This window comes from Chryseobacterium sp. AC405b, from assembly GCF_979258685.1.
In genome coordinates this window covers 2,308,313-2,331,723 of the sequence record NZ_OZ409877.1, presented here as the reverse complement: position 1 = coordinate 2,331,723, position 23,411 = coordinate 2,308,313, and the positions used below count along the sequence as shown (strand labels likewise).

20 protein-coding genes are annotated in these 23,411 nt (G+C 35.0%); 1 reads left to right on the top strand and 19 read right to left on the bottom strand.

The window, feature by feature from the left end:
• Window positions 1–115: 115 nt before the first annotated feature.
• The 9 genes from ACZZZA_RS11170 to ACZZZA_RS11130 form a co-directional block, all read right to left on the bottom strand.
• Window positions 116–2,716 carry a T9SS-dependent M36 family metallopeptidase gene (locus tag ACZZZA_RS11170; protein WP_463431768.1) on the bottom strand — a complete coding sequence of 867 codons (2,601 nt, stop codon included), beginning with the start codon at window positions 2,714–2,716 and terminating at the stop codon, window positions 116–118.
• A gap of 241 nt (window positions 2,717–2,957) precedes the next feature.
• Window positions 2,958–4,775, bottom strand: coding sequence for a 30S ribosomal protein S1 (gene rpsA / locus ACZZZA_RS11165; RefSeq protein ID WP_463431767.1), 1,818 nt, complete (start codon window positions 4,773–4,775; stop codon window positions 2,958–2,960).
• 519 nt (window positions 4,776–5,294) lie between these two features.
• Complete coding sequence (rluF, locus tag ACZZZA_RS11160; RefSeq protein ID WP_463431766.1) at window positions 5,295–6,017, bottom strand: 23S rRNA pseudouridine(2604) synthase RluF; 723 nt, start codon at window positions 6,015–6,017, stop codon at window positions 5,295–5,297.
• On the bottom strand, window positions 6,017–6,526 hold the full coding sequence (locus tag ACZZZA_RS11155) for a hypothetical protein (protein WP_463431765.1): 510 nt from the start codon (window positions 6,524–6,526) through the stop codon (window positions 6,017–6,019). The genes rluF and ACZZZA_RS11155 overlap by 1 nt, the downstream gene beginning before the upstream one ends.
• Window positions 6,527–6,606: 80 nt before the next feature.
• A complete protein-coding gene (gene truB / locus ACZZZA_RS11150; protein ID WP_463431764.1) occupies window positions 6,607–7,305 on the bottom strand; it encodes a tRNA pseudouridine(55) synthase TruB in 699 nt (232 codons plus the stop codon).
• A 67-nt stretch (window positions 7,306–7,372) separates the two neighbouring features.
• Window positions 7,373–7,765 carry a hypothetical protein gene (locus tag ACZZZA_RS11145; protein WP_463431763.1) on the bottom strand — a complete coding sequence of 131 codons (393 nt, stop codon included), beginning with the start codon at window positions 7,763–7,765 and terminating at the stop codon, window positions 7,373–7,375.
• A 12-nt stretch (window positions 7,766–7,777) separates the two neighbouring features.
• On the bottom strand, window positions 7,778–8,596 hold the full coding sequence (locus tag ACZZZA_RS11140) for an undecaprenyl-diphosphate phosphatase (RefSeq protein WP_463431762.1): 819 nt from the start codon (window positions 8,594–8,596) through the stop codon (window positions 7,778–7,780).
• A 117-nt stretch (window positions 8,597–8,713) separates the two neighbouring features.
• A complete protein-coding gene (locus ACZZZA_RS11135; RefSeq protein ID WP_463431761.1) occupies window positions 8,714–9,013 on the bottom strand; it encodes a DUF3098 domain-containing protein in 300 nt (99 codons plus the stop codon).
• A gap of 3 nt (window positions 9,014–9,016) precedes the next feature.
• Window positions 9,017–9,913: a cell division protein FtsX gene (locus ACZZZA_RS11130; RefSeq protein WP_463431760.1), complete on the bottom strand. Its 897-nt coding sequence runs from the start codon at window positions 9,911–9,913 to the stop codon at window positions 9,017–9,019.
• A gap of 92 nt (window positions 9,914–10,005) precedes the next feature.
• Between ACZZZA_RS11130 and rsmA the strand changes: the two genes are divergently transcribed.
• Window positions 10,006–10,776: a 16S rRNA (adenine(1518)-N(6)/adenine(1519)-N(6))-dimethyltransferase RsmA gene (gene rsmA / locus ACZZZA_RS11125; RefSeq protein ID WP_463431759.1), complete on the top strand. Its 771-nt coding sequence runs from the start codon at window positions 10,006–10,008 to the stop codon at window positions 10,774–10,776.
• 71 nt (window positions 10,777–10,847) lie between these two features.
• Here the strand turns inward: rsmA and ACZZZA_RS11120 are convergent, their stop codons facing one another.
• The 10 genes from ACZZZA_RS11120 to ACZZZA_RS11075 form a co-directional block, all read right to left on the bottom strand.
• Window positions 10,848–13,208 (bottom strand): choice-of-anchor L domain-containing protein, encoded by a 2,361-nt coding sequence (locus ACZZZA_RS11120; RefSeq protein ID WP_463431758.1) that lies wholly within the window; start codon window positions 13,206–13,208, stop codon window positions 10,848–10,850.
• A gap of 102 nt (window positions 13,209–13,310) precedes the next feature.
• Window positions 13,311–16,241, bottom strand: coding sequence for an Ig-like domain-containing protein (locus ACZZZA_RS11115; RefSeq protein ID WP_463433762.1), 2,931 nt, complete (start codon window positions 16,239–16,241; stop codon window positions 13,311–13,313).
• On the bottom strand, window positions 16,228–16,920 hold the full coding sequence (locus tag ACZZZA_RS11110) for a choice-of-anchor L domain-containing protein (RefSeq protein ID WP_463431757.1): 693 nt from the start codon (window positions 16,918–16,920) through the stop codon (window positions 16,228–16,230). The genes ACZZZA_RS11115 and ACZZZA_RS11110 overlap by 14 nt, the downstream gene beginning before the upstream one ends.
• Before the next feature lie 170 nt (window positions 16,921–17,090).
• Window positions 17,091–18,737, bottom strand: a complete 1,647-nt coding sequence (locus ACZZZA_RS11105) for a T9SS type B sorting domain-containing protein (RefSeq protein WP_463431756.1) — start codon at window positions 18,735–18,737, stop codon at window positions 17,091–17,093.
• Window positions 18,724–19,449 carry a choice-of-anchor L domain-containing protein gene (locus tag ACZZZA_RS11100; RefSeq protein ID WP_463431755.1) on the bottom strand — a complete coding sequence of 242 codons (726 nt, stop codon included), beginning with the start codon at window positions 19,447–19,449 and terminating at the stop codon, window positions 18,724–18,726. Before ACZZZA_RS11100 ends, ACZZZA_RS11105 begins: the two co-directional genes overlap by 14 nt.
• A gap of 131 nt (window positions 19,450–19,580) precedes the next feature.
• Window positions 19,581–20,111: a DUF1003 domain-containing protein gene (locus ACZZZA_RS11095; RefSeq protein WP_463431754.1), complete on the bottom strand. Its 531-nt coding sequence runs from the start codon at window positions 20,109–20,111 to the stop codon at window positions 19,581–19,583.
• A gap of 10 nt (window positions 20,112–20,121) precedes the next feature.
• On the bottom strand, window positions 20,122–20,892 hold the full coding sequence (locus ACZZZA_RS11090) for a TIGR02757 family protein (RefSeq protein WP_463433760.1): 771 nt from the start codon (window positions 20,890–20,892) through the stop codon (window positions 20,122–20,124).
• A 6-nt stretch (window positions 20,893–20,898) separates the two neighbouring features.
• A complete protein-coding gene (locus ACZZZA_RS11085) occupies window positions 20,899–21,813 on the bottom strand; it encodes a ribonuclease Z (protein ID WP_463431753.1) in 915 nt (304 codons plus the stop codon).
• Between the two features lie 133 nt (window positions 21,814–21,946).
• The gene (gene rdgB, locus ACZZZA_RS11080; protein WP_463433758.1) at window positions 21,947–22,528 is read right to left on the bottom strand and encodes an RdgB/HAM1 family non-canonical purine NTP pyrophosphatase; all 582 of its coding nucleotides are present in this window, start codon (window positions 22,526–22,528) and stop codon (window positions 21,947–21,949) included.
• Between the two features lie 11 nt (window positions 22,529–22,539).
• Window positions 22,540–23,370 carry a lysostaphin resistance A-like protein gene (locus tag ACZZZA_RS11075; protein ID WP_463431752.1) on the bottom strand — a complete coding sequence of 277 codons (831 nt, stop codon included), beginning with the start codon at window positions 23,368–23,370 and terminating at the stop codon, window positions 22,540–22,542.
• Window positions 23,371–23,411: the final 41 nt, after the last annotated feature.

Genomic DNA, 23,411 nt, shown 5'->3' with positions numbered 1-23,411 from the left:
TATAAAAATAGGAACATTTTGGTAAATTATCAATAAATAATCAAATAAAAGCAGAAATAAGAAAAAAAAGCTGTATCAAAGTGAGACAGCTTTTTAAATAAATTTTAAAAGACCATTATTTTTTAATCAGCAATTTTGAGGTGGTATCAATTCCAAGACCCTTCACTTTTACAAGGTAAGTTCCATTGATCAATTGATCGGTTGAAATTGCCTTTTTAGAGTCTGGCGAAATTTTGTTTTCCGTAGAAATCAGTTTTCCCGACATATCATAAATCTCAACATTTACTTTTCCTAAAGTGTTTTTAGGGAAATTAATGAAAAATTCGTTTTTAGCAGGATTCGGATAAATTGAAATTCCATTGTCCTTCACTGATTTTACTTCATCCGTAGACAATACACAGTCACCCGGCACTGTAAAATCTTCTATTTGATCATTAATATTGGCTTTAAGTCCTGCTGAAGCATTTACACCTAAACCTCTTTTTGCAAAAGTTCTCCAGATCATACATCTGTCTGCACCTCCCGTACTTGCTAGTTCAGCCGCCAAAATTGCTTGTCTTCCATCAATAAATGTAGGATTACAAGATTGAAGTTTCAGCGCATTAGTCACCAACTGTAAAACTCTTGCGCTTCCGCTGGCTGCATTTGCAGTTACATCAGAAGCATATCCGTATTGAGCAACATACTGCCAATGCAGATCCCATAATGTAGATGCCCAAATAAACCCTATTGAATGTACATTCGGGACAATTGCTGTTCCGTTGTTATATTCCATACCGTTGGTGTCGCCATAAGTATAATTATTGATTGCAAAATCCGGTGAATATTTTGCAGGCCTGATTCCTGTACTTGTAGACGACTGTCCTGCTGCATAGGTTCCCATACCTCTAGGCACGGAAGCATCATCTCCCGGTTTGTTTGTTAACATTATGGCAAAGAAGTCTGACCAACCTTCACCCATCTGTTCTTTACTTTGAGAAGAGACAAGACAGGTTGATCCGTTTCCGGTTAATCTATTGGAAATACCATGACCGTATTCATGAACAATGATACCATTGTCAAAACTTCCATCCGGAGTAATTGCAAGAGCAGGGTCATTTTTAAGAGTTACATTTACTGTAGTATTTGCAGAAAGTTGGTTTTTAATAAACTCTCCTTCAGTATTGCTAATCAAAACTGAAGGTATCGTGAGGGTCGCATCAGTGCCTGACATTCCCCCAACCGCTGCGGATGTTGGTAAATTATAAATTATAGCAGCAATCGCCCCTGCATTTTGTGCATTTTTTACTTTAATTACAAAATCACAGGTGCCTCTTTCAATGAGACCAATTTTCCCTGTAAGTGAGCCTGCTGGCATTGCAGTACATCCGTCCAGCACGGTGGATAACTGAACATTCCCTGTTATACCTGTTGCGTCTAAAGGATTACCAAACTGCGCAACTCCTACAGCTGGTTCTCGCAGAACAGCCTGTGATGGTGCATTATAAAAAAATGTTCTGTTAACAGCTGACCATAAAAACATTTGCATTCTTGGTTTACTTCCGTCCGCAGGAGTTGCAAAATTGGCATTATTTACTCCTCCTCCATCTTGAGATTCGGCATTTACATAATCATTTCCGACACCACCCAATCCGAAATTAGTCTGTTGAAAATTTCTTGAAGTTTCTGTAAATCCAAATTTGTAAAAAATATCATGTATCTTATTATTTAAATAAAATAAGTTAGTAATTGCTGCCTCTTGGTTAGTAAAAGGATCGGCATATATATTAAAAGGAAAATTAAAATTTCTTGCTACACCTCCTTGGGCAACTGCACCTACAGTATTGGCGGCACTAGAATCTTCATAGGCATATACATTATTACCTCTTGTATAAGTATATCTTGTCACTCCGTCATAATGCCATCCTTCTGGTGAAGAAGCTAAAATCCAAGGATTTGTAACTACTGATCTTGATCCGAATGTCGGAGCTTCTATGGGTAATGGAAAGACATTATAAGAAGCATTATCAGGAGCTAAAAGTGAGACTGACTCATTAGATGATTCATTTAATGGACCAACAAACTCTTTTTCAGCAATATGTGAATGATCATGAGAATAGGCATCATGATGAAAATTACAAGATAAGTTTAAATTTGTTTTAGTAATAATCTGCCCTGAATGAGCATCTACCAAAACTTCCCAATAATTTGATGATTTAGGTTCCTGAAAAGTAAATTGATAAGCAAGTTTTAAATCATTCTGATCCTCAACATATATCAGTCTCTGCTTAGCGACATTTTCATGTACAGGTTCAGGATCCAAGATATTCAAAATAGGATAGTTTCTAAGCTCAGTATTTCCTAAATCAGCAATAATATTTTCAAAAGCGGCATTTTTATTAATAACTGCAAGGCTCGAATTTGCATTATTATAATTCTTTAAAAAATTATCATTAAAGTATACGATTTTACCATTTTTAATTAAAGCAGTGCCTACAGAATTATGAATTGGCAAACCATTATATATTTGTTGAAATTTTACAATATTGCCATTAAGTGATTGTGATGTATCCACATTATCAATTACAAAATTAGTCAAATCAGATTTTTTATATTCTCTGATATGATGCATTGAAATATAATCTTTAATAAGATTCTGTTTATCTTGTGAAAACAGATTGGAAGATGGAAAAATTGTATAAACTGCAAATAAGAGGGGTAAAGTTATTTTTTTCATTTTTGTTATTTAAGTATAAATCTACAAAAAATATTCAATCAAAAAATATTTTTAATATAAATATGATAAATTTAACTAAAATTTTAACTAATATCAATAATTATCATTTATTAAATAGTGAATTAATATTAATTTATATTTAAAATTTAATTGTAGGTGACTAAATTTTACTTATGATATGTCATACCATAAAAAAAGCCACTCTTACGAGTGGCTTCATATGTATAAAAATGATTTGAGATTATTTACCTCCTTCCATTTTTCTTTTCAATTCTGCTAATACATCAATATCACCTAGAGTTGATCTTTCTTCGTTGTTAGAAGAAGATGAAGTGTTACTGTTGTTATTATTAGATCTGTTGTTATTGTTAGAAGCTTCTCTTGCATTCTTTTTCTCTTCGTCTCTGAAGATACCTGTATGAGAAACTACTACTCTCTTGAATTCTTTGTTAAATTCAATTACTTTGAACTGAGCATCTTCACCTTTTTTGATTTTAGATCCATCTTCTTTCTCTAATAATCTTGAAGGGCAGAAAGCTTCTACTTCAGCATCTTCGAATTGTACAGAAGCACCTTTATCGTGTACTTCTACAGCTTTACCAGCGTGTACAGTTCCTTCAGCATATTTAGTTTCAAATTTATCCCATGGGTTTTCTGTCAATTGTTTGTGACCTAGAGATAATCTTCTAGCCTGGATGTCTAGTTCAAGAACTACAACATTCAATTTATCACCTACTGCACAGAATTCTGATGGATGCTTGATTTTCTTAGTCCAAGAAAGGTCTGAGATATAGATTAATCCGTCGATACCTTCTTCCAATTCTACGAATACACCGAAGTTTGTAAAGTTTCTTACAGTTCCAACGTGCTCAGAGCTTACCGGATATTTAGCTTCGATATTTTCCCAAGGATCTTTAGATAATTGTTTCATACCTAAAGAGATTTTTCTGTCTTCTCTATCAAGAGTAAGTACTTCAGCTTCCACTTCGTCACCTACTTTTACGAAATCTCCTGCGCTTCTCAAATGAGTAGACCAAGACATTTCAGAAACGTGAATTAGTCCTTCTACACCTGGAGCGATCTCTACGAATGCACCATAATCAGCAAGAACTACTACTTTTCCTTTTACTTTATCACCCACTTTCATGTCAGCAGAAAGAGCATCCCAAGGATGAGCTTCTAATTGCTTCATACCCAATTGGATTCTTGTTTTCTCATCATCAAAGTCAAGGATAACCACTTTCACAGTTTGTCCGTCTTCTAAGATTTCTGATGGATGGTTCACTCTAGACCAAGAAAGGTCTGTAATGTGGATCAATCCGTCTACACCACCAAGATCTACGAATACACCGTAAGAAGTAATATTCTTAACAGTACCTTCAAGAACCTGACCTTTTTCAAGCTGTGCGATGATTTCTTTTTTCTGACCTTCGATATCTGCTTCAATCAATGCTTTGTGAGATACTACTACGTTTTTAAACTCAGGGTTGATTTTCACAACTTTGAATTCCATAGTTTTACCTACGAACTGATCGTAATCTTTAATTGGCTTAACGTCGATTTGAGAACCTGGTAAGAATGCTTCAATACCATGTACGTCAACGATCATACCTCCTTTAGTTCTAGATTTTACAAAACCGTTAACGATTTCTCCAGTTTCGTGAAGCTCGTTTACTCTATCCCAAGCTTTAAGCGTTCTAGCTTTTCTGTGAGATAACTGTAATTGACCAGTTTTGTCTTCTCTTCTGTCTACCATTACTTCAACATCATCACCTACTTTAAGGCCCGGGTTGTAACGGAATTCGTTAAGAGAAATAACACCTTCAGATTTGAAATCGATGTCTACAATAGCTTCTTTGTCTGTCAATCTTACAACTTTACCAGTGATAACGTCGTTATCATTTAAACTGCTAAGAGATCCGTTGTAGATTTCTTCAAGATCGCTTTTTTCTTTTCTAGCATCTGCATCAAGACCAGATTCGAAAGAATCCCAGTCAAATTGTTCCGGTGCTACGTTTTGGTTAAGAATAACCTCTGCTGAATTTGTCTCTTTTGACATTTTCTAATAAAATTTGTATTCCAATTCTTACAGACTTTGGCTTTGCTGTGAATCCTGAAAAATATGGAAGATGTTAATTGTTAATATTTTACTTCGCCTAAAGTACGTTCACAAAAGTGAGTGCAAAAGTACGACTTTTTTTAATTACAGCAATAGTTTTAACATCAATATTAAATATAATTACTGAACAGTATTTCAAAGCGTTACAATAAAAAACGGATGGCAAAATGCACATCCGTTAAAAAAACACAAACATGATAAAAAAATTAACTCTAATTTTAAATATTAAAAGTCACTTTTAAAAAAAAGACTATTAAAAACTAACTAATTCTATCCCTACCTAACCTAATTTTAACAAAGAAAATAGCAGACATTAAAAAGCTGCTATTAATGATTATTCTTTCTCATCATTACATTAGTGTTTATAAAAATCACTAATATGAAACAAATATATAAAATATTTAATTAAAAAAAGTCAAAACGCTAAAAATAATTATTTTGAAAATGTTTTTTTAGTAATTACTCATACGTTTTAGATGAGCCATCCAGCATAGCATTGAGTTCAGATAACTCATCAGCAGTTAAATCTCTCCATTTGCCTAGAGGAACATCTAATTTGATGTTCATGATTCTTATACGCTTCAGTTTTTTCACCTCATAGCCTAAAAATTCACACATCCGTCTGATCTGTCTATTCAGACCCTGAGTCAGAACAATACGGAAAGTCATGTCATCAATTCTTTCTACTTCACATTTTTTGGTGACTGTATCTAAAATCGGTACGCCATTCCGCATTTTTTCTAAAAATTTTGAGTTCAGAGGTTTGTCGACTCTTACCAGATATTCCTTTTCGTGGTTGTTCTTTCCTCTTAGAATTTTATTAACGATATCGCCGTCATTGGTGAGCAGAATAAGACCTTCACTCGGTTTATCAAGTCTGCCGATCGGGAAAATTCTCTTAGGATGGTTGATGTATTCAATAATATTATCAATCTCACGTTTGGTATCTGTGGTACAAACGATCCCGACAGGTTTATTAAAAGCTATATAAATTGGAGCTTCTTCGCTTTCACGAATAGGTTTTCCGTCTACTTCCACAACGTCTTCGTCAGAAACTTTGGTTCCCATTTCCGGAACTATGCCGTTTATTTTTATTCTTCCTTCTTCCAAAAGCTTATCTGCTGCCCGTCTTGAGCAAAAGCCTACTTCTGAAAGATATTTATTAATACGTGTCTTTTCCATTATTCTATTCCTTCTATTGTATAATTTTTATTGCTGAAAATGGTAATTCCATAGCTTAAGCCTACAAAAACGGTACTCGAATTGCCCAATCGGAAGCCTTCTAAAACCAAACCGCCTTCCTGGCTCAGTCTTTTTGAGTAGGCAACCTGAAGACCAGCTTTCAGACTCCAAAATATAGAATTTGAAATAACTGACTTATTTATTTGTGCACCGTAAGTTACGTCTATAAAAAATGCTTCATCACCGGGATTAAAAATAAATTTAGGCTGAACGAGCCAATACATCAAATGAAAATTCGGATCGATATAACTATACTTTACACCTGTACCTATTGCAAAGTTAGGAAGAAATTGGTAACCGCCAACTGCAGAAATTCCGTAAGTAAAATCGTTGGGAAGATACGGCGCCACGTTTTGCTGATAATCGAAGGAATCTTTATTTTGATTGTCTTTAATCTTGTTTCCTAAATTATATCCTATGTTCAAATTTGGATTAAAATAAAAATTCATTTTAGGTTTTTCAGAAGAATTAACTTGCGAAAAAACTTTAAATGAAATCAGTAAAAATAATGTTAAAAATAAATTTCTAATCATAAATTTTCAAATCTGTATTCGTTTTCTAAAAAATCTGCTGTTGCATCTTCAATTTTATAATCACCGATTTTAGTGCGCCTTAATTGAGTTAAATAAGCACCAACTCCTAACTCCTGACCAATATCGTGAGCCAGACTGCGAATATAAGTTCCTTTTGAACAACCAACGGTAAAACTTATCAGAGGAAAATTGATTTCTATATTTTCAATATACGTGATGGTCGTTTTTCTTGATTTCATTTCAACCTCCTGCCCTGCTCTTGCCATATCGTAAGCTCTTTTTCCGTCAATTTTAATGGCTGAAAAAATAGGCGGTTTCTGTTCTATTTCACCTAAAAATTTATCTAAAGCTTTTTTCACATCGTTTTCTGTGATGTGCGAAATATCCTGTTGAAGAATTTCAGGTTTTTCGGTGTCGTAAGATTCTGTCTGAACGCCAATTTTGATTTCTGTCCAGTATTCTTTTGGCGCATCTTGTATTTCAGGAATTTTTTTTGTGAATTTTCCTGTGCAGACAATTAATAAACCTGTTGCTCTCGGATCTAAAGTTCCTGCATGACCGATTTTAAATTTTTTCGGAAGACCAAACTCGTTTTTGAGTTTGTATTTCATTTTATTCACCGCCTGGAAAGAAGTCCAGTCCAGAGGTTTGTCTAAAAGAAGAATCTGACCTTCGAGAAGTTGTTCTGCTGTCATTTTTTTTTATGGGTAATTGGTAATGAGTAATGAATAATTTAGCAAAAGTATAGACTAGCAGATGTAATTAATTTTCAGATAAATAATCATAGGTTAAAACCCTTGTATTTCTATAGATGTAATAGATTGTTGAACTTTTTTTCTTTGATAAAGAATCATCTAATTTAATTAATCTGTAAAATCTCTCGTCAATATTTACTTTTTCACCATCAGAAAATATCATATAAGGTATATTTCTATTGGTAGAGTCAATACCTTTTTTAATAATAAAAGATTCTTTTTCAAAATCAAGAATTCTATGCAAGGCTGCTAGTTGTAATTGGCTTTCATCAGAATCTCTGTTACACTTTTGCAATACAAATCCGAACATAACAGCTCCTATTAGAACATAAATTACAAAGTATCTTGTATCTGTAATTATTTTCTCAACTATTTTATGATCAGGATCGAATTTGCTCATGCAAAGAACTAATTATTTAAACCAATAAAAATAAATCAGTAAAGCGATTCCCACAATAATTCTATACCAACCCCAAGGTTTGAAACCATACTTGTTCAGAACTCCGATGAACGCTTTGATTGCGATAAGTGCTGTGATAAATGCTACAATATTCCCAACGATGAATATCATGATGTGATCTTGAGATTCAAGAATCATTTCGTAACCTTTCATTGGATTCCCGGTTTCCTTTCCCCATGTTTTTACAAAAACTGAATATACGGTAACTGCTAACATGGTAGGAACTGCCAGGAAAAATGAAAACTCTGCTGCAGCTTTTCTGGTCAATCCTTGTGTCATCCCTCCAATAATTGAGGCTGCACTTCTGCTGGTTCCCGGCATCATGGCGAGACATTGCCAAAAACCTATGATTACTGCTTTTTTTATTGATAATTCTTTCTCATCATGAATGACAGGATTTTTAAACCATTTATCTGCAAATAAAAGAACGACACCACCCAAAACTAACACTGAAGAAATTGCGATTTGATTTCCCAAAACCGCTTCAATTTTATCATCAAAAATATACCCTAAAACCAACGCAGGAATTACTGCGAAACCTAATTTAAAGTAAAACTGAAGATTTTTCAGATCGAAAAACTTTTTCCAATAGGCAACGACTACCGATAAAATAGCCCCAAACTGAATGGAAACCTGAAACATTTTTAAAAATTCGGTTTCTTCTAAGCCCATCAGATTTGCAGCAAAACCCATGTGAGCTGTTGACGAGATAGGTAAATATTCTGTAAGTCCTTCTACAATCGCAATGATGATTGCTTTGATTAAATCCATAATTTATGAGTAATGGGTAATTGATAATGATTAATATTGCTTTCAGCGTTTTTAATTTACACAAAAAGTCAATTGCACAGCAACCGACTTTTGTGATTAAATCTTTTTACCTGATTTTTATTTCTTTCTTTTTAGAATTGCATAAATTTCTATTACAAAGCCGATCACGATCAATAAAGGTGCAATTCTGATTCTTCTGATCGAAAAAATGTCATCATTCCATACATTCGGATCTAGTTTTCCGTCAACGGTGTTTGCATCTGGTCCCATCATTAAAAGAAAACCAATAACAATGCAGGCTAAACCAATCAGCATCCATTTATAATTTTGCTGACCGAAGTAGAATGTTTGCTCTTTTGCAACTTCTGTATCCGTACCAAAATCTGATGCGGAAAATTTATGTGTCTTTTTGCCCATTTTTTAAGAATAATATAAATCGTCAACATTTGATCTTAAGAATCTCCATGTTGCAATGATTGTGCTTAATACTGTGATGAAAATACCAACTCCGAATACCAAAAGAACTAACCAGAAATATTGGTTGGTATCTTGTACGAAAGGAGTTTTTATAGTCGTTGTAAAGTAATACCAAAGTCCAGACAAAGCTATAAGAGCTAATACCGCACCCAATAAACCAAGAATTAATGCTTCTTTGATAAACGGCGTTAAGATAAATCTTCTTTTCGCTCCTACCAACTGCATGGTTTTGATGATAAATCTTTTTGAGAATACTTTTAGTCTGATCGAATTATTAATTAAAACAATTGCAAGCACTAAAAACAAGACGCAAAATGCCAAAATCCATTTTAGAATTTTATTTAATTTATCGTATATCTTTTGAGAATCTGAATCGTTTTTCACGTCGATAATTCCGGGAACTGATTTGATTTGAGTTAAGACTGCTCCAATTTTAGTTGAATCTGTATACTCCGGTTTTAAGGCTACTTCCACAGAAGCCGGATAAATATCTTCATCAAAAAGTGCTTCTGTATCGATCCCTAAACTTTTTTTGGCTTCAGCTGTAGCCATTTTTTTAGAAATATATTTCGTGCGCTTTACAGACTCCATCGCTTTGATAACTTCTACTGCAACTGCTTCCTGTTTTGCTATTTTTGCAGAATCTTTATCGTCATAATTTTCATCAAAGTACGCATTTACAACCAGTTGCTCTTTAAGATAATCAGAATATTTCTGTGCATTGATTAGAATCAAACCCATTAATCCCAATAAAAATAACACTAAGGCAATACTTATTACTACAGTAATATTGCTAGACCGAAGCCTTTTCTTATTAAACTCTTCTACAGATTTCGCCATTAATATTAAAATTTTTGGCTAAAATAGAAAAATTCTACCGAAATTTGGAACGAATAAGAGAAAATCATTGTTAACGAAATCATAAATAAACTTTGAGTGTAAGAGCAAAAAAACATCTGGGTCAACACTTTTTGACCGATGAGAACATCGCAAAAAATATTGTAGAAGGCTTAAGCTACGAAAACTACAGCAACGTTATGGAAGTAGGACCAGGAATGGGCGTGCTCACCAAATATCTTTTAGAAAAAGAACAAACTATTTATCTGGCAGAAATTGATACTGAATCAATCGATTATCTCAAAAAAAATTACTCAAAAGCTACCGAAGAAATTTTTGTAGGAGATTTTCTGAAACAGGATTTTAATTTTATTAATAATGACCAAATTGCCATAATAGGTAATTTTCCATATAATATTTCTTCTCAAATTCTCTTTAAAATTATCGATTATTATCAACTCGTTCCTGAGATGGTAGGTATGTTTCAGAAAGAAGTTGCAGAGAGAACTGCTGCAGTTCCGAGAACGAAAGATTACGGAATTTTATCTGTTCTTGTGCAGGCTTATTATGATGTCACCTATTTGTTTACCGTTCATGAGAATGTTTTTAATCCGCCACCAAAAGTAAAATCAGGGGTTATTAGACTAACAAGAAATCCGAAGGAAGGTTTGGCAGGAAATGAAGTGCTCTTCAAACAAATTGTTAAAGCTGGTTTTGGCCAGAGAAGAAAAAAGCTTTCAAACTCCTGGAAAGTTCTCAATATTCCGGAAGCATTAACTAATCACGAATTTTTAGATAAAAGAGCAGAAGAATTAAGTGTTGCGGATTTTATACATATCACACAACTCTGGAAAGAAAATATGTAATTTTCTTTTTTCAAGATAAAAACAGCCTTTCAAATCTTGAAAGGCTGTTTTATTTAATATGTAATTGAATATTATTCTCTGTTTTTCAACATGATCCAACCAGATCTGCCCATCTGCACTTTTGATTTTTTATATTCAAAGTTGAATTTATACCAATATGTAGCAGTTGGTAATCTTTTTCCGCTGATTGTACCATCCCAGATAGGTCTTTCTTTTGAGAATCTGAAAATTTCCACTCCATATCTGTCATAGATTGACCCTGTAAAATTATTGAAGTCTCTTAAGTTAGTAAGGTCTAAAACATCATTTACACCATCCTGATTTGGAGTAATCACATTGTTGATTTCAAGTGTAAAGAATTCTATCGCACCAACGCAAGTTGTTCCCTTTATTCTTACCTGAACATTGTATGTCGTATTGTCTACAAGATTGGTAAAAATATTTGAGTCTTGCCAATCAATCCCGTTCAAAGAATATTCTAATGTTCCGAAAATATTATTGATTGAAGGATTTGTCGCAATCGCTGTCAAAGTACCATTTTCATAGCTTAGATTAGTGAAGAACGGTGAAGATGCACCGAATACTTTTACGGTAAACAATTTATCACAGATACCATTACTGATTTTCACTGTATAAATTCCTAATTGTGTAGCTGTAATAGTTTGAGTAGTTGCACCCGTATTCCACAAATAAGTATAATTGGTTCCTGCACCCGCATCTAGAAGGATGGTATCTCCTATACACATTTCTACATCCAGCAAAGGTGACGTGATTTCCGGCACAACCTCAACCACTACTTTTGCAGGAATTAGAGATTTACATCCTTTCGCCCCAATGGCATAAACGGTAAATGTTGTTGTTTGGTAAACTGGAATTGTCTGAGTATTCCCGTTTCCGGTAAAATTATCCCATAAATAAGTAACACCACCTGTCGCAGTAAGTGTTACCACTTCACCCGGACAAACACGTACTCTTGTTGTAGAAACCTGAGCAATTGGTGTAACTTCTCTTGCTAAAGTAAGCTTGATGGTTTTACTACAAAAACCGCCGTCAGAAACTACAACATATAAAATTTGACCGTCTGTACCGTTATAATTGGCAATATTGGTAATAAAATTGTTGTTTTGAGCAGTTGCATCAGCTTGATTTGCATAAAATCTGAAAGTTGCATTGGGTGTTGGACTAATCAGCGGTTTTGCGTTATTTAAGTCAAAAGTTGTAATATCTGGTGTACTGCACAACAAGAAGCTTGCATCTTGTGCTAACGGAGTCGTTCCACCGTTGATTTTTATCGTTGCAGTTCCGGGACAAGGATTACCGGGAACGGTTACTTCGATCGTATAATTTCCAGGTTGTATTGCGGTAACTACATTCGATGTTGCTCCGGGAATCGGGTTCCCATTGAAAAACCACTGATACAATAAATTAGGATCATTCACAGAAGCAGTAATGACTTGTGGTACATTATCACATACATTAATCTCTGCTGGTAATTGTGCTCCCGAAGGATCCAATAGCTCAACACCAATATTGAAAGAACCTCCTTCAAGAAAAACAGCAGAATCATAACTTCTATCACTTGCATCAGCGATAGCCATCTTAAAATGATAAGCCTGGCCGGGAATAACTGTTGCTGTTGCAGTAAGAGGAATTGTTCGTCCGCCAAAGTTGGTTTCAATATTGGCATTATTATACCCTGCAAAAAAAGTAGGATTTGCAGCCCCACAACTAAGTGCAGCTCCATTATCCTGAAGAGCAGGATGTATATTTGTTACACTTACAGGACCTGCACCTGCTGGTAATACAGCCATATTAACGTAAGGAGCAGTACTTCCCACCGGTCTCAGCAATAATGCAAAAGCATCAGAAAAACTACAAGGGAAACCTCCTGTATACTCTTCTGAAGCAAAAAGATAATTAAATTTTATCTGGCTTGTGGTAGGTACAAAATCGAATTCTAGTAATACAACATCATTCAATATTCCTTGTGGATTGGTTGCAGCGACAAGATCCGGATCGCTCCCGGTTGTCAATTGATCACTTAAATTTCCAAATGCAGTGTTACCTGCTTTATTAACATATCCTGTTGACAAGACAATACCATCTTTAAAAGGAAAATTGGTAGTACCTCTGTGAAAATATCCCCAAGATCGGTTGGTATTGGTCACTGGTAAATTAGGATTTACGGTAACATTAGAAACATTAGGAGTTATACATGTATTTGTTCCTGATGAAATCAAAACATCTTTAACTAATTGTAAAGGTGAAAATGCAGATTCAGGATATGCGGCCGTATTGACGTCAATGTAAACACCTGCTTTTTTTGATTCAGCCGAAATTTTTTCTTTCTGCGGTATCCTGGGTTTTAATGTTTGTGAATAAACACTTGCATAGGTTAAAAATAATGAAAACAACAGTAGATATCTCTTCATAATAATTTTGTTTTAACAAATTTAGCTTTTTTTTAAATAAATTTCATAAATATGTCGAATTTTTAACATAAAAAAAGTCTCACAAATTGGAGACTTTTATATTTAGTTTCTATTTTTAAGTAAAATCCATCCAGATTTTAACTCTAGTTTCTTACTTGCAGGGTTTTCCCATTGAACTCTATACCAATAAGTGGCAGTTGGGAGATTGATTGTTTTTAAAGATCCATTCCAAATTACATTTGATTTGTCTGCTTTAAATAATTCTGCACCATATCTGTCAAAGATCGAAGCTGCAAAGTTTTTATAATTGCTAACTCCAGAAAAATCAATATAATCATTAATCCCGTCACTGTTTGGAGTGATTGCGTTACTCATTACAAAGGTAAAGTATTGCAGCATATTACCACATTTTGCATCTTTAATTCTCACCATCAGATTATAATTGGTGTTATTTAAAACGTTGTAAAAAATATTAGAAGCCTGCCACGTATTACCTCCATCAATAGAATATTCTAACGATCCGTTTGAAGGATTTGTAGCAGAGATCGTCAATACATTATTCTCAAAAACCACGTTCGTAAATTGAGGAAGATCAGGATTAATAAGCTGTGCCGTAAATAATTTTGAACATGTTCCGTTACTGATTGTTACTGAGTAAGAACCAGGGATATTTGTTGTAATTGTTTGTGTGGTCGCACCATTACTCCACAGATATGTATAATTGGGTCCTGCACCTGCATCTAAAGTTCCATTATCACCTGCACATGCATAAACATCTTGTAATGTCGAAACAATTGCCGGCACCACCTCAATAGTTATGGTTGCGGGAGTGTTTGATACACATCCGTTTCCACCCAATGCAAATACTGAATAGGTTGTAGTGACAGTAGGTGATACAACTTGAGTGTTACCATTTCCGGGAAGACCCACCCAATTATATGTGAAACCTCCACTGGCTGTAAGAGTTACAGATTCACCTGCACATATTTTACTTTTAGAAGCAGCAATAATTGCAGTTGGAGGACCAACAACAATTGTAATTGAAGCAGGATTAGCAGAGATACAGCCATTTGCTCCTACAGCAAAGACTGTGTAAATTGTATTATTCGTTGGAAAGACAGTTTGAGTAGGCCCATTTCCAGTAAGACCATTACCCCAGTTGTACGTAACTCCCCCAGAAGCTGTTAATGTAACAGACTCACCTGGACAGATCTGCTGAAAAGTTGAAGTAAGGTTAGCTACCGGTAAAACTTTATCCTGAATAACTGTAGCGCTTGCAGTAAATGTACATGTTAAATTTTGGGGTTGTGTGATATTGGTGACGGTCAAAGTATATGTTCCTGCTGCATTTACTACAGGATTAAGAGTATTTCCACCAGACACAATATTACCACCACCTGTTGTTGTCCATGCGATTGTTGATCCTACCGGAATTACTGAAGCAGAAGCATTCAGAGTAACCTGAGCATTTGTACACGTGATGGTTTGAGGGGCAGCAATGGTTAAAGTAGTAACTGCTGTTGTTAATAATTGTAGTGTTACCACATACTTACATCCTCCGTTGCTTACTAAAACATAAATCGTCTGATTTCCAGCACTTGGAAATGCAGTTGGAGTAGTAATATTGCTGGTGTTACCTGCATTAGCATCAGCTTGATTTACATAATAGGTAAATGTTAATCCTGAAGATGTACTTATCTGAGGTTGCGCAGAAGTAAGATCGTATGTTATATTTCCTTGTTGAAAGCACTTTATAAGACTTGCATTTTGAGCTGTAAAAGGTTGTGAAACTTCAATCGTAATAGAGGCAGCAGTTGTTGAAATACAACCATTCGCTCCTACAGCGGTCACTGTATATGTGGTGGTTGCAGTAGGTGATACTGTCTGAGTTGCGCCATTACCAGGAAGACCTCCACCCCAATTATAAGTGGCTCCACCAGAAGCGGTAAGGATCACTGATTCACCTGAACAAATTAATATTTTGCTCGCTGTAAGTCCGGTTGCAGGTGGTGCGCTGTCCCCTACAACAGTTACATTTCCTACGCCAGTACAAGTTACGTTCCCGGCAAATGTATTTGAAATAGTCAAAGTATAAGTTCCTGCTGCGCTTACAACAGGGTTTAAGGTTGTACCTCCTGAAACGATATTCCCACCTGTTGTCGTCCATGCAAATGTAGAACCTGCAGGATATACAGATGCAGAAGCATTTAATGTTACTTGAGTATTAGTGCAGGTCAATGCTGTCGGTGTTGCAATTACAGCTGTAATTTCAGCCGCCTTTACCAATTGAAGTTGTGCAACTTTAGAACAGAAACCATTTTTCACTAAAACATAAATAGTTTGATTTCCTGCACTTGAAAAAGTGGTAGGAGCCGGAATTGTATTTGTATTTCCTGCATTAGCATCTGCCTGATTTAAATAAAATGAAAATGTAGCACCAGGAGTTGTACTTATAGAAGCCTGAGCAGTTGTAAGATTGAAAGTAGCATTTCCAGCTGTATAGCAACTTGTCAAGGTAGCGTTTTGTACTGTAGGTGAGGTTCCTCCAACAATTGTAATGGTAGCTTTTCCGGGACAAGAATTTCCAGGAATCAGTACTTCAACAGAATAAACACCTGGCTGTGTTGCAGTATATGATGTACCTGTCGCTCCCGGTATTGCGGTTGTTCCTAAAAACCATTGATATGTAGCATTGGGAATCTGAACTGATGCTGTGAAAGTCTGCGGTGCATTATCGCATACATTAATAGAAGCTGGAAGCTGAACCCCAGCTGGTCCTAAAATCTGAACACCTATATCAAATGATCCTGCCTCAAGAAAGACACCAGAATCAAATGCTGCATCCTGATAATCTGCCAAAACCATCTTGAAATGGTATGTTTGACCAGGAATTACTGTTGCAGTTGCGGTAAGAGGAATTGTACGTCCGCTAAAATTTGTTTCGATAGCTGCATTATTATAACCTGCAAAGTAACTTGCATTAGAAGGTCCGCAAACAAGCGGAGAACCATCAAATTCATTAGCAGGATGAATATTGGTAACACTTACAGGCTAGTGCCCCACCAGGCAATACTGCCAAATTGGTGTAGGTAGGATCACCTACTTTTTTAAGCAACAACGCAAAACCATCACCGATGGTACATGGATAATTATTTTCATATTCTTCAGACGCAAAAAGATATCTGAATTTCACTTCTGTAGAACTAGGAATAAAATCAAATTCTATATATGTAGCGTCTTTTAAATTAGTATTTGATATTCCTAAAGCTGTCGCCAAATCAATATCGCCTTGTGTAGGGACACCATCACTCAGCTCGGTTGCCTGATAAGTATTCCCTGCTTTTCTGGCATGCCCTGTTGTTAGTAAAATACCTTTTGCAAAAGGAAAACTTGTAGTACCTCTGTTAAAAAAGCCCCAGGTTCTTGCCTGATTACTTACTGCCAAATTGGGTGATACAACTACATTGCTCACATTTGCTGTGGAACAAGTAGAACCGCCAGCAATGAGAACATCTGTTACCAACTGGGTAATGCTGTATGAAGATTCAGGATAGGTTGCAGTATTCACATCTATAAAAGCTCCTGCTTTCATAGATTGTGCTGATGCTTTATGAATAGTTTTACCTTTTTCTCTAGTCTGAGAAAATGTAAAATTTCCAACAAGAACTAAGAATAAAGACAAAAATATACTTCCTGTACTTTTATTTAACATTTTGCATTATTTTTAACAAAAATACTATTTTTTTTGATTAAAATTTAATTCAGAAATATTTATCTTATTATTAACATAATCTTATGAAACATAATATATTAAAGATAATTCTATTCAAATAAAAAAAAGACCGAACATCAGTCGGTCTTTTTTTGTTATGTTTTAAGTTGTTATTCAAAATTTTTCAACAAAATCCATCCTGTTTTTACAGTAAGTTTTTTACTCGCAGGATCTTCAAAAGTTACCTGATACCAATAAGAGGATGTAGGTAATTTTTTTCCTTGGAAATAACCATCCCAGAAAGGTCTTATTTTTTCAGCTTTGAAAACTGCTTTACCGTAACGATCAGATATTACAGCCTGGAAATCTTTTAAATCACTAATTCCTCTAAAATCGATCATATCGTTTACATTATCACCATTCGGAGTGATCACATTTTTCATTATAAATGTAAAATACTCTAATGTACCGACACAACTTGTATTTTTTACCCTAACTCTAATAGGCACAATTACATTTTTACCAACGTTTGTAAATACATTGGATGACTGCCAAGTTACTCCATTATCAATAGAATATTCTAACTGTCCGTTACTAGGATTACTTGCTGTAATCACCATCGTTCCGCTTTCACTGTAGTCAACATTGATGATTTCCGGAATGATTGCCAAAAGAACTTGAGTCGTAAAAATTTTAATACAAACTCCATTACTTATTGTTACCGTATATGGTCCCGGTGTACCTACAGATATTGTCTGTGTTGTTTCACCAGTGCTCCAAGAATATGTATAATTCGGTCCTGCTCCTGCATCAAGGGTGATTCTGTCTCCGACACATATAAATCCACCTGTAAGATTAGAGGTAATTGCCGGAACTACTTCTACGACAACTGATATCGGCTGCAAAGATTTACATCCTTGTGCACCAATTGCATACACTGTGTAAGTAGTATTTTGTGTAGGTGAGACTGTACGTACTGCACCAGTACCTGCAAAACCTTCCCATTGATAAGTAACTCCACCAGAAGCTGTAAGAGTTACAGATTCGCCAGAACATATTTTTAATTTTGATGCTGTGAGAGCCGCAATTGGTGTAGCTTCTTTACGTAATGTTAAAGTAACCACTTTACTACAAAAAATTCCATTGGAAACTAAAACGTGTAAAACCTGACCATCAGCACCATTATAAATTTCCGGAGATGTAATGAAGTTGTTATTTTGAGCAACTGCATCTGCCTGATTCACATAAAATTTAAACACCGCACCTGGAGTCGTACTGATAGATGGTTTTGCTAAATTAAGATCAAATGTTGAGACACTTGGTGTTGTACAAAGTTTGAGCGTAGCATTTTGTGCAACAGGAGTTGTACCACCTATGATGGTTACTTTTGCCTCTCCAGGACAGTTGCCACCCGGAACTGTAACTTTTACTGTGTAAATTCCCGGTGTTGTAGCCGTATATTGAATATTGGTTGCTCCCGGAATGGCTACTCCATCTTTAAACCACTGGAATGTCATACCCGGACTTGCAGCCACTTGCGCTTGTAAAACCTGTGGTGTATTGTCACATACATTCAGAGTTTCAGGAACAGGATTTCCTGCACCATCAACAATACTGATACCAATATCAAAAGAACCCGCCTCTAAAAAGACAGCAGAATCATAACTTCCGTCTCTTGCATCAGCTAATACCATTTTGATGTGATACGATTGCCCAGGAACAACAGTTGCTTCTGCTGTTAATGGTATTGTTCTTCCGTAATAATTAATTTGATTGGGTGGTAAAGAACCGAAATATTGCCCATTAATACGGACCACAAGAAAAAAGTGGGTTTTGAGGAACAATATTTGTAGCCGAAACAGGCCCGGCTCCTCCCGGTAAAACTGCTAAATTTGTATACGTAGAACCTGCCGTATTAGGTTTTAACAATAAAGCAAATGCATCATCATAATTTGAACAAGGGAATCCACCTGTATATTCTTCTGAAGCAAAAATATAATTAAACTTCATTAGAGAACTGGACGGAACGAAATCAAATTCTAAAATTACTGCATCAAAAAGGTTTTGTGTGGTTCCTATAGCCGCAACTAAATCAGGATCAGAAGCCGTTCCTGTGCTTCCGCCAAGAACATTTGTAACTGCTGTGTTTCCTGCCTCTCTTGCATAGCCTGTAGTTAAAACGATTCCCTCATTAAAAGGAAAAGCTGATGTTGATTTATTAAAGTAACCCCAAAAACGATCATTATCTGTAATGGGTTGACTAGGACTAATAGAAACATTAGAAATATTGGGTGTTCCGCATCCTGCAGAACTTCCTACAAGTACGTCGGTAACAAGCTGTGTGGGAGTGAAATTACTTTGTGGATAAGGAGCGACATTCACATCTATATAATCACCAGCTTTGGCATTCATAGGAATGTTTTTCTTTGCGTTGGGCCTTCTTCCTTTCTGTGCATAAGAAAATATGCTTAAAAAGAATAGCAGAACAAAACTAATCTTAAAGTAATTTTTTAATCGATAATTTAACATTTTATTATTGTTTGCTCAAAAATAATAAAAATAATCTTAATTGATTAAAGTTTAACCTACAGATTTTTAAATTAATAACAAATTGTTAATATGATTTATGATCATTAAAATTATCACATCAATTTTAGAAACTAGTCTTTCTTCATCTGATCAATCATATTCTGAAGCTCGTTTATTTTATCTTTCAGTAATTTGATTTCGTTTCTATTGGTACTTACATTGTTTTTCAAAATAGCATTTTTAGCTCTTTCTATATGCTCTTCGTCATCCTCATCTTCATTGATTTCCTCAATATCTTCCTGAATATCTTCAATATCTTCTGTGATCTCTTCAATATCTTCACTGATCTCTTCAAGGTCTTCCTGAATATCTTCAATGTCTTCACTTATTTCTTCAATATCTTCCTGAATGTCCTCAATTTTTTCACGACTTTTATTCACTGACATCTGAATGAGAATGGAAAGATAAATTGCTTCCAAAGAAAGCACCGTCGTCAATACCAAAAGCATTTTATCAAAATCAACGACACCAAAAGCAGGCAGCAAAAATGAAGTGGTAAATAGTAACGTATGAATGATGAGAGACGGTATAGAACCAATCCATGAGGTGATTCCGTCTGCCATTTTTTCAAGAAATTCTATTTTCTCGTGTGATGTTTTCATTATTTTTTGTTTAAAATAATTCTTTTGTAACTCCTAATCCGAATAATGCAAAATCATATTTAGCAGGATCATTTTCATCAAATTTTCTGATGATTTCGTCTAATTCCAAAACCGTTTTCCAATCATTCTGCGTTCTGGAAATTAAACCCAGTTTTCTTGAAATGTTCCCGGTGTGAACGTCTAAAGGTATTGATAAATATCTGGAATCAATGTTTTCCCAGATCCCAAAATCTACGCCACGATTGTCATTTCGCACCATCCAACGCAAAAACATGATGATTCTTTTTGATGATGAATTTTTGTAGGGCGAACTTACATGCTTATGGCTTCTGTGTTTTTCAGTTTGCAGAAAATTCTGACGAAACCTTTCTATGGCATGGTAAAAATTGGTTTCAGTTTCTTTTATTGTAAATAAATTTTCAAAACTCTTATTTTCGATGTAAATCCTCTTAAACTGTCTTATGAAGTATGCAAAATCTTCACCGTTAAAAGTTCTGTGAATGCTTTTATCTTCAATCGATTTCAAATCATTTTCAGAATGATTCATGACAAAATCATACGGTGAATTTCCCATTATTTCGAGCATTTTATCTGCCGATTTTATGATTGATTTTCTGTTTCCCCACGAAATGGTTGCTGCCAGAAAACCTGCAATTTCAACATCCTGCTTCAGAGAAAAACGATGCGGAATCTGTATAGGATCATCTTGAATGAATTCAGAATTATTATACACATCAGCCTTTTCATTCAGAAATTCTTTTAATTCTTCAAAATTCAACATCATCATTTAAATTTTTACAACTTCTAATGCTTTAGGTAAAAATGTGTTTGGGAAAACCGTTCGTGCTTCATCTGTAAAAACAGTAAGATCACCGTATCTGTTTGAGAAATGACCTAAAATTAATTTTCCGACCTCGGCTTGTCTTGCAATCCTTGCCGCTTCCAGAGCTGTGGTATGACCGGTGTAATCTGCCATTTCTTTCAGATCGTGTAAGAAAGTAGACTCGTGATACAAGACCGTCACATTCTTTACTATGGGAATCACAGATTCTAAATATCTTGTATCACTGCAAAAAGCATAAGATACCGGAAGTGCAGGATCTGTGGTGAGAATTTCATTTTTAAGAACATATCCGTCGCTTAATTCAAAATCTTTTCCTGCCTTTAAATGGTGATAATCACAGGTTTCAATTTCTTTGTATTTTGAAATTTCCTGCATGTTAAGATGCCTGTCTTTCTTTTTTTCTTTAAAAAGATAGCCGTTACAGTAAATTCTGTGATCTAATGGAATTGTATAGACTTCTACCCTATTGTCCTCATAGATTTTTTCTGACTCGTTTGCATCAAGCTCATGATAAACAATCTCAAAACCGCGATGTGTTTCTGTAATGGTAAAAATGGTTTCCAGCATCTTTTTTATTCCTTTCGGACCGTAAACGTGCAACGGAACATCCCTTCCCAGTAAACGGAATGACGCAATAAGACCCGGCAATCCAAAACAATGATCACCATGAAGATGCGAAATAAATATATGATTGATCTTTGAAAATCTTGCTTTTGCTTTTCTCAGCTGTACCTGTGTTCCTTCACCACAATCAATCAAAAAACATCGTTCTTCCATCTCAAGAAGTTGAGACGTAGGAGAGGTATTGACGGTAGGAATTGCTGAATTAAATCCTAAAATAGTTAAATAAGTACTCAAATCAATAGTTTATTGGGGTAAATGTACGATAAAAGTTTGACGGTAAGGTTGAGGTTGAGATTGATTTAATTTTATCATCCAGCATTATAATTTTCAATTTTCGTCTGTTTTATTCGCTTTTATATTACCTGAATTATTCCTTCACTTTTAAAAAAACCAAAAATAAATCTAATGCCTGCTTTCTGTGGCTGATCTGGTTTTTATATTCAGGATCCATTTCTGCAAAAGTTTTTTCATATCCTTGAGGAACAAAAATCGGGTCGTAACCGAAACCTTGATGTCCTTTATTTTCAGTCAGTAAATTTCCATGAACTCTGCCATCAAAATATTGAGCGCCATTTTCATCATAATAACATAAAACGGTAATGAAGTAGGCTTTTCTATTTTCAAGAGATTCCATTTCGCTTAAAACTTTAGCAATATTTTTAGCAAAATCGTGATCACCGGCATACCGTGCCGAGAAAATTCCGGGTCTGCCATCAAGAGATTCCACAACCAAACCGCTGTCGTCTCCCAAACTTGGGATTCCTGTTTTTTCGAAACAATATTTAGCCTTAATCAGAGCATTAGCGTTGAATGAATCTCCATCTTCCACGATTTCTTCGTGAATATTATAATCAGTTAAGCTTTTAACGACAAACTGATCGCCTAAAATCTGCTGAATTTCTTCTTTTTTATGTATGTTGTGTGTCGCAACTAATAATTCCATATTCAATTTCATTTAAATTAAATTTCAGAGTAATGCACTTTATATTGTTTCATAAACAAATAATAAAACAGAGAAAAAAGCACCATTCCTATTCCTAATATCATCCATTCCGAAACTTTGAATGCTTCAGAAAAACTTTCGTTTTTGGTGTAAAAAATCAATATTGACGAACACAAATTATTAAAACCGTGTAACAGCATGGGCAACAATAATGATTTTGTTTTGTAGTAAACCAGCCCCAAAACACAGCCCAACAAAACCGCACCAACAAACTGCCAAGGATTTGCATGCACCAATCCGAACACAACAGATGCGAATAAAATGGCTTTCCAGGGTTGCATTCCATTATTAATCAATCCTTTCTGAATAATCCCTCTGAAAATAATCTCTTCAAAAATCGGTGCCATCATTACCGCAGTGATTACCATTACCACAGGATCATTTGTAAGCTGGCTCATTAAATCTGTAAAAAATTCGTAATATTTCCCGAAAAACGGCCCCGAAACAGGAATCTGGGAAGTGAAAAATTCTCCTACAAACATCATCCCAAGCATCATTGGAAAAATAAGGAGATACGTGTAAAAATTAGTGGGCGAAAAATTAAAATTGAGTTTCATTTTAGTTGCAGGTCTTACCACAAAAAAATCAAAAAAAGCAATTACCAAAACAAAAACCAACGTGTTGGCAAGCATCAAAAACCATGACTTCTGCATGATGTCAACACGGAAAACAATGGTGTAAACAGCACTTAACAGCGCAACAATAATACTTCCGGTAATATATCCCGAAAAAAGCACCAAACCGCCAATCCAGTTAAAAATAAATTTCGGGTATTTGCTTTTTTCCATACTATTTTAAAATTTCCGAAAACAAAGATAATCGATTTTAC